The 14,524-nt window shown below is 72.1% G+C and carries 10 protein-coding genes; 7 read left to right on the forward strand and 3 right to left on the reverse strand.

The annotated features are described in order from the left end of the window. The first annotated feature begins 163 nt into the window (after positions 1–163). Positions 164–1,597, forward strand: coding sequence for a sugar porter family MFS transporter (locus ABZ135_RS21840; RefSeq protein WP_356697881.1), 1,434 nt, complete (start codon positions 164–166; stop codon positions 1,595–1,597). A gap of 48 nt (positions 1,598–1,645) precedes the next feature. On the opposite strand, the gene ABZ135_RS21845 is transcribed toward ABZ135_RS21840, so the two are convergent. Continuing rightward, complete coding sequence (locus ABZ135_RS21845) at positions 1,646–2,623, reverse strand: LLM class flavin-dependent oxidoreductase (RefSeq protein ID WP_356697882.1); 978 nt, start codon at positions 2,621–2,623, stop codon at positions 1,646–1,648. Positions 2,624–2,677: 54 nt separating this feature from the next. Further along, positions 2,678–4,141: a cytosine permease gene (locus tag ABZ135_RS21850; RefSeq protein ID WP_356697883.1), complete on the reverse strand. Its 1,464-nt coding sequence runs from the start codon at positions 4,139–4,141 to the stop codon at positions 2,678–2,680. Positions 4,142–4,227: 86 nt separating this feature from the next. Between ABZ135_RS21850 and ftsY the strand changes: the two genes are divergently transcribed. Continuing rightward, a complete protein-coding gene (gene ftsY / locus ABZ135_RS21855) occupies positions 4,228–5,445 on the forward strand; it encodes a signal recognition particle-docking protein FtsY (RefSeq protein ID WP_356697884.1) in 1,218 nt (405 codons plus the stop codon). Between the two features lie 108 nt (positions 5,446–5,553). Here the strand turns inward: ftsY and ABZ135_RS21860 are convergent, their stop codons facing one another. Continuing rightward, positions 5,554–6,207: a bifunctional DNA primase/polymerase gene (locus ABZ135_RS21860; RefSeq protein WP_356697885.1), complete on the reverse strand. Its 654-nt coding sequence runs from the start codon at positions 6,205–6,207 to the stop codon at positions 5,554–5,556. Positions 6,208–6,631: 424 nt separating this feature from the next. Between ABZ135_RS21860 and ABZ135_RS21865 the strand changes: the two genes are divergently transcribed. From ABZ135_RS21865 to ffh, 5 genes are all read left to right on the forward strand, one after another. Further along, positions 6,632–8,107, forward strand: coding sequence for a hypothetical protein (locus ABZ135_RS21865; protein WP_356697886.1), 1,476 nt, complete (start codon positions 6,632–6,634; stop codon positions 8,105–8,107). Between the two features lie 414 nt (positions 8,108–8,521). Then, positions 8,522–9,874: an ammonium transporter gene (locus ABZ135_RS21870; RefSeq protein WP_356697887.1), complete on the forward strand. Its 1,353-nt coding sequence runs from the start codon at positions 8,522–8,524 to the stop codon at positions 9,872–9,874. Continuing rightward, positions 9,871–10,209, forward strand: coding sequence for a P-II family nitrogen regulator (locus ABZ135_RS21875; protein WP_004924863.1), 339 nt, complete (start codon positions 9,871–9,873; stop codon positions 10,207–10,209). Before ABZ135_RS21870 ends, ABZ135_RS21875 begins: the two co-directional genes overlap by 4 nt. A 27-nt stretch (positions 10,210–10,236) precedes the next feature. Then, positions 10,237–12,699 carry a [protein-PII] uridylyltransferase gene (locus tag ABZ135_RS21880; RefSeq protein ID WP_356697888.1) on the forward strand — a complete coding sequence of 821 codons (2,463 nt, stop codon included), beginning with the start codon at positions 10,237–10,239 and terminating at the stop codon, positions 12,697–12,699. A gap of 120 nt (positions 12,700–12,819) precedes the next feature. Beyond that, on the forward strand, positions 12,820–14,373 hold the full coding sequence (gene ffh / locus ABZ135_RS21885; RefSeq protein ID WP_356697889.1) for a signal recognition particle protein: 1,554 nt from the start codon (positions 12,820–12,822) through the stop codon (positions 14,371–14,373). Positions 14,374–14,524: the final 151 nt, after the last annotated feature.

Consider the following 14,524-nt stretch of genomic DNA (forward strand, 5'->3'; position numbering starts at 1 on the left):
GTTTCAAGTCATACGACATCCCCTCTTGACTTCGAAACCTGAAGGCATAGTCTCTGCAACGTTGCTTTTACCTTCAAGTGGTGGGCGGCGTGAAGTTGTGCGCCACTGGAAGGGCTCGCCCCCCACCGCACCGGCGACGCTGCCGGAGCCCCGAGGAGTCCCCGTGACCAGCACCGCGCAGGCGCCCACACCGCCTCCGTCCGAGGGCCGTTCGGCCCATCCGGACCACATCGGACACGTCATCTTCATCACGGCCTCGGCCGCGATGGGCGGCTTCCTCTTCGGCTACGACAGTTCCGTCATCAACGGCGCCGTCGAGGCCATCCGCGACCGCTACGACATCGGCTCGGGCACGCTCGCCCAGGTGATCGCCATCGCCCTGATCGGCTGCGCCATCGGCGCCGCCACCGCGGGCCGCATGGCGGACCGGATCGGCCGCATCCGCTGCATGCAGATCGCCGCCGTCCTCTTCACCATCAGCGCCGTCGGCTCCGCGCTGCCCTTCGCGCTGTGGGACCTGGCCTTCTGGCGGATCGTCGGCGGCTTCGCCATCGGCATGGCCTCCGTGATCGGCCCCGCCTACATCGCCGAGGTCGCCCCCGCCGCGTACCGCGGCCGCCTCGGCTCCTTCCAGCAGGCCGCCATCGTCATCGGCATCGCCATCTCCCAGTTGGTCAACTACGGCATCCTCCAGCTCGCCGACGGCGACCAGCGCGGCGAGATCGCCGGCCTGGAGGCATGGCAGTGGATGCTCGGCGTGATGGTCGTCCCCGCGCTCCTCTACGGCCTGCTCTCCTTCGCCATCCCCGAGTCCCCCCGCTTCCTGATCTCCGTCGGCCGCGTCGACAAGGCCAAGGAGGTGCTCGCTGAGGTCGAGGGCCACGGCGTCGACCTGGACCGCCGGGTCGCCGAGATCGACCAGGCCATGCGCCGCGAGCACAAGTCCACCTTCAAGGACCTGCTGGCCGCCGGCACCAAGTCCAAGCTGCTCCCCATCGTCTGGGTCGGCATCGGACTCTCCGTCTTCCAGCAGCTCGTCGGCATCAACGTCGCCTTCTACTACTCCGCGACGCTCTGGCAGTCCGTCGGCATCGACCCGTCGAGCTCCTTCCTCTACTCCTTCACCACGTCGATCATCAACATCATCGGCACCGTGATCGCGATGGTCCTGGTCGACCGGGTCGGCCGCCGGCCGCTCGCCCTCGTCGGCTCCGCCGGCATGGCCCTCGCCCTCGCCGTCGAGGCATGGGCCTTCTCCGCCGACCTCGTCGACGGCAAGCTGCCCGAGACCCAGGGCGTCGTGGCGCTCGTCGCCGCCCACGTCTTCGTGCTCTTCTTCGCCCTCTCGTGGGGTGTGGTCGTCTGGGTCTTCCTCGGCGAGATGTTCCCCAACCGCATCCGCGCCGCCGCCCTCGGCGTCGCCGCCTCCGCCCAGTGGATCGCCAACTGGGCCATCACCGCCAGCTTCCCGTCCCTCGCGGACTGGAACCTCTCCGGCACCTACGTGATCTACACGATCTTCGCCGTGCTCTCGATCCCCTTCGTGCTCAAGTTCGTGAAGGAGACCAAGGGCAAGGCGTTGGAGGAGATGGGCTAAACCCCGCTGCCCCGCTCCTCGGAACGCGAGACTGCCCCGGCCCCGGGCTCATGCCCGGAGCCGGGGCAGTACGACGTCACAGAACAGCCGCACGCTCCGCCACCCCTCCTCCACCGGCATCCCGCCGCACAGGGGATGCAGCACCAGACTGCCGAGCTCCCGCCCGAGCGCCACGCACTCCTCGGGCGTCACCACCCGGTACACGCCCTCCGCCCGCAGGTCCGCCACCGTCCGCGCGCCCGACCGCACCGCCGAGCGGATGTCCTTCGACTGCCAGGAGGCGTAGGTCCGCGCCTCGTGCAGGAAGTGCTCCCCGTACTCCGCCCAGGCCCGGTCCGGATCCTCCGACACATGCAGCAGCGGGGTCTTCCGGGCCGGCATCATCGTCCAGCCCTCCGTCCCGTACGCGGCGCACCGCTCCCGGTAGTACGCCTCGAGCTCCGGCAGGTGCGCGCTCGGGAAGAACGGCAGGCCGAGCCGGGCCGCCCGCCGGGCCGCCGCCCTCGACGAGCCGCCGACGAGCAGCAGCGGGTGCGGCCGGCTGACGGGCCGCGGGGTGACGCGTACCGTACGGCCCCGATACGGGAAGGGCTCGCCGGACCAGGCCGCGAGCAGGGTCTCCAGGAGCTCGTCCTGGAGCCGGCCGCGCCGCCCCCAGTCGACCCCGCGCTCCTCGTACTCCTCCGGCCGGTAGCCGATCCCCGCCACCGTCACCAGACGGCCCCCGCTCAGCAGGTCCAGGACCGCGATCTCCTCCGCGAGCCGCAGCGGGTCGTGCAGCGGGCCGATGATCGCCGAGACCGTCACCGCGATCGTCCTCGTCGCGCCGAAGACCGCGCCCGCGAAGACGAAGGGGGAGGGGAGCCAGTTGTTCGCCGCGCCGTGGTGCTCCTCGGTCTGCACCGTGTCCACGCCGTGGGCGTCGGCGTGGGCGGCCATCTCCAGGGCCGCCCGGTAGCGGGCCGAGAGGGAGGCGGGGTCGGCGTGCGGGTCGACGAGGTTGAAGCGGACGACGGTGAACGGCATGGGAAGTCCCCCTCCACGGATGCGTCGTGGAGGGGGACGTTAGCTGACGAGTCGTCAGATGGAAACGGTCTCGCGCGCCTCGGCGGGCTCACCGGCCACGGGCGCGGTGGCCGCACGGTCCCGCGGCAGCACCGCGTACAGCACCGCCGCCACCACGATCGTCGCCGCCCAGCCGAGCCCGTTCCGGCCGATCCACGAGGACGCCAGCGGCCCCGCGAACCAGTCGACCTTGGTGAAGAGCAGACCCGCCACCAGCGCCACGGCCCACGCGGTCATCGCCTGCCAGGCGAAACCGCCCCGGTACCAGTAGGCGCTGGTCCGGCCCGTGTCCATCAGCGCCTCGGCGTCGTACGACCTCCGGCGCAGCATGTCCACGCCGAAGACGCCGATCCACGCCGAGAACGCCACCGCGAGCAGCGTGAGGAAGGAGATGAACGAGCCGATGAAGCTGGTCGCCACCACCATCAGCAGGAAGCCGAAGACCAGACTGATCACCGCGTTCACGCTCACCGCCGCCGCCCGCGACACCTTGATGCCGAGCGTCTGCGCCGTGAACCCGGCCGAGTACATCGACATCGAGTTGATCAGCAGCATCCCGATCAGGGCGATCAGCAGATACGGCACCGAGATCCACGCCGGCAGCAGCTCACCGATGAAGGACACCGGGTCCTGCGCCGAGGCGAGATCCGGCGTGGACACCGCCATCACCGCGCCCATGAGCACCATGGGGAGCACGACGATCCCCGCGCCGCCGACCGTCGAGCCGACCACGGCCTTCGAGGAGGCGGTGCGCGGCAGATAGCGGGTGAAGTCGGGGCCCGACGGCACCCAACTGATGCCGCCCGCGGCGATCGTGCCGATGCCGGCCACCAGCATGGCCGTCGACCCGGCCGGCTTGGCGAAGACCGCCGACCAGTCGGTGTTCGCCACCAGATAGACCAGCACCAGCACCGAGAACGCGCCGAAGAGATACGTCGACCAGGTGCTGCACACCCGCAGCGCGTTGATCCCCAGCCCGGAGACCAGGAAGGTGCAGGAGACGAAGGCCAGCAGCGTCACCACGATGAGGAACGTGTTCGACTTCACGTCGAACAGCAGGTCGAGCACCGTGAGCACCGCGTAGGCGCCGGTGACCGCGTTGATGGTCTCCCAGCCCCAGCGGGCCACCCAGATCAGCGACCCGGGAAAAAGGTTTCCGCGCTGACCGAACACCGCCCGCGACAGCGCCATGCCGGGCGCGCCACCGCGCTTCCCGGCGATCGATATCAGCCCGACGATCCCGTACGACAGGACCGGCGCGGCCACCGCCACACACAGCACCTGCCAGAAGTTCAGGCCGTTGAAGACGATCAGACCGGCACCCATGGTGAGCAGCAGCACACTGATGTTGGCGGCCACCCAGGTCGGGAAGAGCTCGCGGACCCGGCCGGTCCGCTCGGCGTCGGGGACGGGTTCGAGGCCGCGGCTCTCCAGCGTGCCGCCGCTCGGCGCGCCTTCGGTCTCGGACGCGTGGGGCATAGGGGTACTCCGTTGTACAGATCGGGGGGAACCACCACTCTACGTGCTCCGCCTCCGGCGCCTTCGTGGCCGATACTGGAGCGGTTATGGAACTCATCCTTGCTGTAGTCATCGCTCTGGTCGTCGCGGTCGCCGTGACCAGCGGACTCGTGATCAGCGGTCGCAAGAAGAAGCAGCTACCGCCGGCCGAGCCGCCGTCCACCACGCCGACCATCACCGCTCCGCCCGCCGAACCGCACGTCGGCGACGAGGCGGAGACACCGCGGGAAGAACCACGCCGCACCGTCGAAGAGGTCGACCTCCCCGCCACCGAGGCCCCCGAGGCCCCGGTCGTCGTCGAGGAGCCGCCCGCCCCCGCGGCCCCCGCCATCGAGGTGCCCGAGCCCACCGCCGGCCGGCTCGTCCGGCTCCGGGCCCGCCTCGCCCGCTCCCAGAACTCGCTCGGCCAGGGGCTGCTCACGCTCCTGTCCCGCGAGCACCTCGACGAGGACACCTGGGAGGAGATCGAGGAGACCCTCCTCACCGCCGACGTCGGCGTCGCGCCCACCCAGGAGCTCGTCGAGCGGCTGCGCGAGCGCGTCAAGGTGCTCGGCACCCGCACCCCCGAGGAGCTCCGCGGCCTGCTCCGCGAGGAGCTCGTCGCCCTCCTCGGCCCCGACCTCGACCGCTCGGTGAAGACCGAGAGCCCCGAGGACGTCCCCGGCGTCGTCATGGTCGTCGGCGTCAACGGCACCGGCAAGACCACCACCACCGGCAAGCTGGCCCGCGTCCTGGTCGCCGACGGCAAGTCCGTCGTCCTCGGCGCCGCCGACACCTTCCGCGCCGCCGCCGCCGACCAGCTCCAGACCTGGGGCGAGCGGGTCGGCGCGCGCACCGTGCGCGGCCCCGAGGGCGGCGACCCGGCCTCCATCGCGTACGACGCGGTCAAGGAGGGCATCGCCGAGAAGGCCGACGTCGTCCTCATCGACACCGCCGGCCGCCTGCACACCAAGACCGGCCTCATGGACGAGCTCGGCAAGGTCAAGCGCGTCGTCGAGAAGCACGGTCCGCTCGACGAGGTCCTGCTCGTCCTCGACGCCACCACCGGCCAGAACGGCCTCATCCAGGCCCGGGTCTTCGCAGAGGTGGTCGACATCACCGGCATCGTCCTGACCAAGCTCGACGGCACCGCCAAGGGCGGCATCGTCATCGCCGTCCAGCGCGAGCTGGGCGTCCCGGTCAAGCTGATCGGCCTGGGCGAGGGCCCGGACGACCTGGCCCCCTTCGAGCCGGGCGCCTTCGTCGACGCCCTCATCGGCGACTGACACCCCGCGCGCCGAGCACGCACGAGAAGGGCCCCTGCCGCAGCTCAACGGCAGGGGCCCTTCTCCATGCGGCCGGCCCCGGTGCGGCCGGCCTCATGCGGCCGGTTGTCAGAAACGCGTCCGATGGCAGATGTACGCCAGCGTGCCGAGCAGCAGCCGGGCCTGCGGCGGCGCACCCGCCGTGTCGAGGGTCGGCGGCCGCAGCCAGCGGACCGGGCCGAGGCCGCCGAGGTCCGAGGGCGGCGCGGTGACGTGAGCGCCCGGGCCCAGACCGTGCAGATCGAGATCGGCGTCGTCCCAGCCCATCCGGTACAGCAGCCGCGGCAGCTCCGCCGCCGCGCCCGGCGCCACGAAGAACCACGCCCGCCCGGTCGGCGTCGCGCACACCGGCCCCAGCGGCAACCCCATCCGCTCCAGACGCACCAGCGCCCGCCGGCCCGCCGCCTCCGCGACCTCGATCACGTCGAAGGACCGGCCCACCGGCAGCAGGATCGCCGCCCCCGGGTATCGCGACCACGCCTTGGACGCCTCGCCGAGGCCCGCGCCCGCCGGAACCGGCTCGGCGAAGGCCAGCGGGTGCGCCCCCGGAGCCGTACAGGCCGCGTCGCCGCAGGAGCAGCGGCTGCCGGCCGCCCGCGCCCCCGGGACCACGTCCCAGCCCCACAGTCCCGTGTACTCGGCCACCGCTGTGCACTCCGTGGTGCGTACGCGGCGACGTGAGCCGGACCGCATCTCACGAATGCCGCCGATCGTGAAGCCCATGCCCCCTCCAACGGGTCGGACGCGCCGGTGGTTACGGACCGGAGATCCACCGCCACCCTCCGTGGCCGCCGCCTCGTCGCCGAGGCGCCCGGTCGTGCGGGTGGTGGTGCGCACCGCCGCGCGCGCCTCCTCGCGCTGCGATCCGCCGACCCCGTTCCGTCGCATGTCAAGTGAATCGCGTTCCGCGCGGGGCGAGTTCATTCGAAGGGGTGGCGAATGGTGGCGTTTCTTGAAACGCCATGCCCGGACGGGTGATCGTAGGATTACCTTCGGTACACGAACCCCGGGCCGAAGCGCACGCGTGGGTATGCCGGAGGCAACCCGGTTTTCCGTTCGAAGGAGGAGAAACGCCGGACGGACAGCGCGCGACACGGCATCCTGTCAGGGGTTCGCACGACGGCATCAGGTGGATGGGGGCGTTCCAGTGGGCGGCAACGGCGCAGACGGTACGACTGCCGGCAAGCGCCCCAACGAGCAGTTGGGCTCGTGGTTCGTGCGCAGCGGCTGGTCGAAGGGCGAGCTGGCGCGCCAGGTGAACCGCAGGGCACGCCAGATGGGCGCGCACCACATCTCCACGGACACCTCCCGGGTGCGCCGCTGGCTCGACGGCGAGCAGCCCCGCGAGCCCATCCCGCGCATCCTCTCCGAACTCTTCTCCGAGCGCTTCGGCTCCGTCGTCGCCGTCGAGGACCTCGGCCTGCGCACCGCCCACCAGTCGCCGTCCGTGTCCGGCGTCGACCTGCCCTGGGCGGGCCCGCAGACCGTCTCCCTGCTCAGCGAGTTCTCCCGCAGCGACCTGATGCTCGCCCGCCGCGGCTTCCTCGGCTCCTCGCTCGCCCTGGCCGCCGGGCCCGCCCTGATCGAACCGATGCAGCGCTGGCTCGTGCCCACCCCGGCCGGCGAGCCCGAGCGGCCCGACGGCGCGGCCGACGAGCGGCGCTCCCATCGGCTCTCCCCGGTCGAGCTCGACCTCCTCGAATCCACCACGGCGATGTTCCGCCAGTGGGACGCCCAGTGCGGTGGCGGACTGCGCCGCAAGGCCGTCGTCGGCCAGCTCCACGAGGTCACCGACCTCCTCCAGGAGCCCCAGCCCGCCGCCACCGCCCAGCGCCTGTTCCGCTGCGCCGCCGAACTGGCCGAGCTCGCCGGCTGGATGAGCTACGACGTGGGCCTCCAGCCCACCGCCCAGAAGTACTTCGTGCTCGCCCTGCACGCCGCCAAGGAGGCCGGCGACAAGCCCCTCGGCTCGTACATCCTCTCCTCCATGAGCCGCCAGATGATCCACCTCGGCCGGCCCGACGACGCCCTCGAACTCATCCACCTCGCCCAGTACGGCAGTCGCGACTGCGCCACCCCGCGCACCCAGGCCATGCTGTATGCGATGGAGGCCCGCGCCTACGCCAACATGGGCCAGCCCTCCAAGTGCAAGCGGGCCGTGCGCATGGCCGAGGACACCTTCGCCGACGTCGGCCTCGACGGCGAGCCCGAGCCCGACTGGATCCGCTTCTTCTCCGAGGCCGAGCTCAACGGCGAGAACTCCCACTCCTACCGCGACCTCGCCTACGTCGCCGGCCGCTCCCCGACCTACGCCTCGCTCGCCGAGCCCGTCATGGAACGGGCCGTCGCCCTCTTCGAGAAGGACCCCGAGCACCAGCGCAGCTACGCCCTCAACCTCATCGGCATGGCCACCGTCCACCTCCTCAAGCGGGAACCCGAGCAGTCGGTCGTCCTCGCCGAGAAGGCCCTCGGCGTCGCCCGCAGGGTCCGCTCCGAACGGGTCAACACCCGGCTGCGCAAGACGGTCGACACCGCCGCCCGCGACTTCGGCGACGTCGCCGAGGTCGTCCAGCTCACCGACCGGCTCACCTCGCTGCTCCCCGAGACGGCGGAGGCCGTCTGAGCGCGGCGGACACCCGGCGCCGGCCCACCGGCGCCACCCCACCGACTCCGGCCGCGCCGGCCGTCCCGTAAAGCCCGACTCGGCTCCCCCGCCGCACGGACAGACGGACGCCGGCGCGGCCGGGCCTTGTGCACGGACTCCCACGGCCCCCGGCCTCACCCCGACGGCCGTCGTCACCGCCCCGCGCCCGGCCCCGCGCACGGCCCCGGATGGTACCGCCGTGACCTTCCCGTGACCCCGCCGTTCACGGCCGCGTAACACGCCCCGCCCCTTCGTCACTGCGGCGAAACATCGAGCGGCATCGGCGGAAACCGCGCTGCGCGAATCTCTGGCGCATAACCGGCCACCCCTCATGGCCGAGCCGCTCTTCGGCCCCGCCCCCGCACAGGCCGTACCGACGACGAGGAGACGCCGATGGCAGCAGCCATCACGACCCTGGCAGCAGATGAGCCCACGCTCTCCGCAGCCAACACCGGGTTCATGCTCATCTGCTCCGCCCTGGTCATGCTGATGACCCCGGCCCTCGCCTTCTTCTACGGAGGCATGGTCCGCGTCAAGTCCACCCTCAACATGCTGATGATGAGCTTCATCAGCCTCGGGATCGTCACGATCCTGTGGGTGCTCTACGGCTTCAGCATCGCCTTCGGCACCGACACCGCCTCGCTCTTCGGCTGGTCCTCCGAATACGTCGGCCTCAGCGGCATCGGCATCACCGAACTCTGGGACGGCTACACCATCCCGGTGTACGTCTTCGCCGTCTTCCAGCTCATGTTCGCGATCATCACCCCGGCCCTCATCAGCGGCGCCCTCGCCGACCGCGTCAAGTTCACCGCCTGGGCCCTCTTCATCACCCTGTGGGCCACGGTCGTGTACTTCCCCGTCGCCCACTGGGTCTGGGGCACCGGCGGCTGGCTCTTCGAGATGGGCGTCATCGACTTCGCCGGCGGCACCGCCGTCCACATCAACGCCGGCGCCGCCGCCCTCGGCGTGATCCTCGTCATCGGCAAGCGCGTCGGCTTCAAGAAGGACCCGATGCGCCCGCACAGCCTCCCGCTGGTCATGCTCGGCGCCGGCCTGCTGTGGTTCGGCTGGTTCGGCTTCAACGCCGGCTCCTGGCTCGGCAACGACGACGGCGTCGGCGCCGTCATGTTCGTCAACACCCAGGTCGCCACCGCCGCCGCCATGCTCGCCTGGCTGATCTACGAGAAGCTCCGCCACGGCTCCTTCACCACCCTCGGCGCCGCCTCCGGCGCAGTCGCCGGCCTCGTCGCCATCACCCCCGCCGGCGGCTCCTGCTCCCCGCTCGGCGCGATCGCCATCGGCGCCGTCGCCGGCCTCGTCTGCGCCATGGCCGTCGGCCTCAAGTACAAGCTCGGCTACGACGACTCCCTCGACGTCATCGGCGTCCACCTCGTCGGCGGAGTCATCGGCTCCCTCCTCGTCGGCTTCTTCGCCACCGGCGGCGTCCAGTCCGACGCCAAGGGCCTCTTCTACGGCGGCGGCCTCGAACAGCTCGGCAAGCAGGCCATCGGAGTCTTCGCCGTCCTCGCCTACTCTCTGATCGCCTCCGCGATCCTCGCCCTGATCATCGACAAGACGATGGGGATGCGGGTCAGCGAGGACGACGAGGTCGCCGGCATCGACCAGGTCGAGCACGCCGAGACCGCATACGACTTCAGCGGGGCCGGCGGCGGCATCGCCGGACGCACCACCGCCGGCGCCGCACCCGCCCCCGCCCCGACGGAGAACAAGAAGGTGGACGCATGAAGCTCATCACCGCGGTCGTCAAGCCGCACCGGCTCGACGAGATCAAGGAAGCCCTCCAGGCATTCGGCGTCCACGGGCTCACCGTCACCGAGGCCAGCGGCTACGGACGCCAGCGCGGCCACACCGAGGTCTACCGCGGCGCCGAGTACACCGTCGACCTCGTCCCCAAGATCCGCATCGAGGTCCTCGTCGAGGACGACGACGCCGAACAGCTCATCGACGTCGTCGTCAAGGCCGCCCGCACCGGCAAGATCGGTGACGGAAAGGTGTGGAGCGTGCCGGTCGAGACCGCCGTACGCGTCCGCACCGGCGAACGCGGACCGGACGCGCTGTAGAGCACCGCACTGATAGGGAGCCGCTGGGTGACGAACCTCGACGTGACGACGGAAACGGAAGACTCGGGACCCAGCGGCTACGCGGCGGCCCGGCTGCGCCTTCTCACCGAGAAGGCGCGGTCCGGGCCGCCGCGCCGTACCGCCCTGGCCCGCCTCACCGACGACTGGCTCGCCGGCCTCTACCGGGCCGCCGGCGCGCCCCCCGGAACCGCGCTCGTCGCCGTCGGCGGCTACGGCCGCGGCGAACTCTCCCCGCGCAGCGACCTCGACCTGCTCCTCCTGCACGACGGCACCGCCGACGCCCGGACCGTCGCCGCCCTCGCCGACCGCCTCTGGTACCCCGTCTGGGACCTCGGCATCGCCCTCGACCACTCCGTCCGCACCACCGCCGAGGCCCGCAGGACCGCGGCCGAGGACCTCAAGGTCCAGCTCGGCCTGCTCGACGCCCGGCCCGTCGCCGGCGACCCCGCCCTCGCCACCGCCCTGCGCACCGCCGTCCTCGCCGACTGGCGCGACCAGGCCCCCCGCCGCCTCCCCGAGCTCGACGCTCTCTGCCGCGAACGCGCCGAACGCTCCGGCGAGCTCCAGTACCTCCTCGAACCCGACCTCAAGGAGGCCCGCGGCGGCCTGCGCGACGCCCAGGCCCTGCGCGCCGTCGCCGCCTCCTGGCTCGCCGACGCCCCCCGCGAAGGACTCGACGACGCCCGCCGCCGCCTCCTCGACGCCCGCGACGCCCTCCACCTCGCCACCGGCCGCGCCACCGACCGCCTCGCCCTCCAGGAACAGGACGCCGTCGCCGCCGAACTCGGCCTCCTCGACGCCGACACCCTGCTCCGCGAGGTCTACGAGGCCGCCCGCACCGTCTCGTACGCCTCCGACGTCACCTGGCGCGAGGTCAACCGCGTCCTCAAGGCCCGCTCCGCCCGGCCCCGGCTGCGCGGCCTGCTCGGCGGCCGGAACGGGGGCCGCTCCGGCGGCACGAAACCGGCCGTCGCGCGCACCCCGCTCGCCGAAGGCGTCGTCGAGATGGACGGCGAGGCCGTCCTCGCCCTCAGCGCCCGCCCCGAACGCGACCCCGTCCTCCCGCTCCGGGCCGCCGCGGCCGCCGCCCAGGCCGGCCTCCCCCTGTCCCTGCACGCCGTACGCCGCCTCGCCGCCACCGCCAAACCGCTGCCCGTGCCCTGGCCCGCCGAGGCCCGCGAGGAACTCGTCACCCTCCTCGGCGCCGGCGAGACCACCGTCCCCGTCTGGGAGGCCCTGGAGGCCGAAGGACTCGTCACCCGGCTGCTGCCCGACTGGGAACGGGTCCGCTGCCGCCCCCAGCGCAACCCCGTCCACACCTGGACCGTCGACCGGCACCTCGTCGAGACCGCCGTCCGCGCCGCCTCCCTCACCCGCCGGGTCCACCGCCCCGACCTGCTGCTCGTCGCCGCCCTCCTGCACGACATCGGCAAGGGCTGGCCCGGCGACCACTCCGTCGCCGGCGAGACCATCGCCCGCGACCTCGCCACCCGGATCGGCTTCGACGGCGCCGACGTCGCCGTCATCGCCACCGTCGTCCGCCACCACCTCCTCCTCGTCGAGACCGCCACCCGCCGCGACCTCGACGACCCCGCCACCGTCCGGACCGTCGCCGCCGCCGTCGGCACCCTCGGCGCCCTGGAGCTCCTGCACGCCCTCACCGAGGCCGACGCCCTCGCCACCGGCCCGGCCGCCTGGTCCTCCTGGCGCGCCTCCCTCGTCGCCGACCTCGTCAAACGCGTCGCCGGCGTGCTCGCCGGAGAGGAGCCGCCGGACCCCGAGGCCGCCGCGCCCAGCGCCGAACAGGAACGGCTCGCCGTCGAGGCGCTGCGCACCGGCGAACCCGTCCTCACCCTGCACGCCCACGAGCCGGTGTCCCCGGACTCCGAGGAGCCCGAGCCGGTCGGCGTCGAACTCCTCGTCGCCCTCCCCGAGCGGCCCGGCGTCCTGCCCGCCGTCGCCGGCGTCCTCGCCCTGCACCGCCTCACCGTCCGCGCCGCCGAGCTGCGCGCCGTCGCCCTCCCGAGCGCACTCGGCCGCGGCCCCGTCCTCGTCCTCGACTGGCGGGTCGCCGCCGAGTACGGCACGCTCCCCGAGGCCCACCGGCTGCGCGCCGACCTCGTCCGCGCCCTCGACGGCTCCCTCGACGTCCCCGCCCGCCTCGCCGAACGCGACGCCGCCTACCCCAGGCGGCGCGGCGTACAGGCCCCGCCGCCCCGCGTCACGGTCGCCCCGGCGGCCTCCCGCCACGCGACCGTCATCGAGGTCCGCGCCCAGGACGCCCCGGGCCTGCTGCACCGCATCGGCCGCGCCCTGGAGGGCGCCGACGTGCGGGTGCGCAGCGCCCACGTCTCGACCCTGGGCGCGAACGCGGTCGACACCCTGTACGTGACCCGGCCGGACGGCTCCCCCCTGTCGGACGAGGAGGCGGTGGACGTGGCGAAGGTGGTGGAGGGGGCGCTGGGGTGAGGGCGTGACCCCGGGAATTCCGCCCTCGCCGGTGATCCAGGACCGGCGAGGACGGCTCCGCCGCCGGGCCGGATACCCTGGGTGGCGACCATCCGCCCCGACCCGAGGATCGCGACCACCGTGTTCGATACGCTTTCCGACCGCCTCAGCGCGACTTTCCAGTCCCTCCGGGGCAAAGGCCGCCTTTCCGAGCAGGACATCGACAGCGCGGCCAGGGAAATCCGTATCGCCCTCCTCGAGGCCGACGTCGCCCTGCCCGTCGTGCGCGCGTTCATCTCGCGCGTCAAGGAGCGGTCCCTCGGTACCGAGGTCTCCAAGGCGCTGAATCCCAGCCAGCAGGTCATCAAGATCGTCAACGAGGAGCTCATCTCCATCCTCGGTGGCGAGACGCGGCGCCTGCGGTTCGCCAAGACCCCCCCGACCGTGATCATGCTGGCCGGTCTCCAGGGTGCCGGTAAGACCACCCTGGCCGGAAAGCTCGGTCTCTGGCTCAAGGGCCAGGGCCACTCCCCGCTGCTCGTCGCCTGTGACCTCCAGCGCCCCAACGCCGTCAACCAGCTCTCGGTCGTCGCCGACCGCGCGGGCGTGGCGTTCTACGGCCCGCAGCCGGGCAACGGCGTCGGCGACCCGGTCCAGGTCGCGAAGGACTCGATCGAGTACGCCCGCACCAAGCTGTACGACGTCGTGATCGTCGACACCGCCGGCCGCCTCGGCATCGACCAGGAGCTGATGCAGCAGGCCGCGGACATCCGCGACGCCACGTCGCCCGACGAGATCCTCTTCGTCGTCGACGCCATGATCGGTCAGGACGCGGTCAACACCGCCGAGGCGTTCCGTGACGGCGTCGGCTTCGACGGCGTCGTGCTCTCCAAGCTCGACGGCGACGCCCGCGGTGGTGCCGCGCTCTCCATCGCGCACGTCACCGGCAAGCAGATCATGTTCGCCTCCAACGGCGAGAAGCTGGACGACTTCGACGCGTTCCACCCGGACCGCATGGCGTCCCGCATCCTCGGCATGGGCGACATCCTCTCCCTCATCGAGAAGGCCGAGCAGACCTTCAGCCAGGAAGAGGCCGCCAAGATGGCCTCCAAGCTGGCGTCCAAGAAGGGCCAGGAGTTCACGCTCGACGACTTCCTGGCGCAGATGGAGCAGGTCCGCAAGATGGGCTCCATCAGCAAGCTCCTCGGGATGCTGCCCGGCATGGCGCAGATGAAGGACCAGATCGCCAACATCGACGAGCGCGACGTCGACCGCACGGCCGCCATCATCAAGTCGATGACCCCGGCCGAGCGCCAGGACCCGACGATCATCAACGGCTCCCGCCGCGCCCGTATCGCCCGTGGTTCCGGTGTCGAGGTCAGCGCCGTCAAGGGCCTGGTCGAGCGCTTCTTCGAGGCGCGCAAGATGATGTCGCGCATGGCGCAGGGCGGTGGCATGCCGGGGATGCCGGGCATCCCGGGCATGGGTGGCGGCCCCGGCCGGCAGAAGAAGCAGATCAAGCAGGCCAAGGGCAAGCGCAAGAGCGGCAACCCGATGAAGCGGAAGGCCGAGGAGCAGGCCGCGCAGGCGAAGCGGGAGCAGGCGCAGGCCGGCGGCGCGTTCGGGCTGCCGGGCGCGGGCCAGGGGCCGGCCGACTTCGAGCTTCCGGACGAGTTCAAGAAGTTCATGGGCTGACAGATGAGCTGACGGATGAGCTGACGGATGGGCGGACCGAGGGCCGACCCGTCGGCAGCCGGTACGCGGAGGGGCCCGGGGCGGTACGAAACCGCCGCGGGCCCCTTTTCGTACGGTCGGCCCATCCGTAATGCCGGGAATGTGAGGTTCT

It is taken from the genome of Streptomyces sp. NPDC006339, from assembly GCF_040612775.1.
GTDB lineage: Bacteria > Actinomycetota > Actinomycetes > Streptomycetales > Streptomycetaceae > Streptomyces.

Excerpts from the sequence above, each read along its gene's own strand:
- ABZ135_RS21870 (WP_356697887.1), top strand. The coding sequence starts at position 8,522 with ATGGCAGCAGCCATCACGACCCTGGCAGCAGATGAGCCCACGCTCTCC.
- ABZ135_RS21875 (WP_004924863.1), top strand. The coding sequence starts at position 9,871 with ATGAAGCTCATCACCGCGGTCGTCAAGCCGCACCGGCTCGACGAGATC.
- ftsY (WP_356697884.1), top strand. The coding sequence starts at position 4,228 with ATGGAACTCATCCTTGCTGTAGTCATCGCTCTGGTCGTCGCGGTCGCC.
- ABZ135_RS21860 (WP_356697885.1), bottom strand. The coding sequence starts at position 6,207 with ATGGGCTTCACGATCGGCGGCATTCGTGAGATGCGGTCCGGCTCACGT.
- ABZ135_RS21850 (WP_356697883.1), bottom strand. The coding sequence starts at position 4,141 with ATGCCCCACGCGTCCGAGACCGAAGGCGCGCCGAGCGGCGGCACGCTG.
- ABZ135_RS21845 (WP_356697882.1), bottom strand. The coding sequence starts at position 2,623 with ATGCCGTTCACCGTCGTCCGCTTCAACCTCGTCGACCCGCACGCCGAC.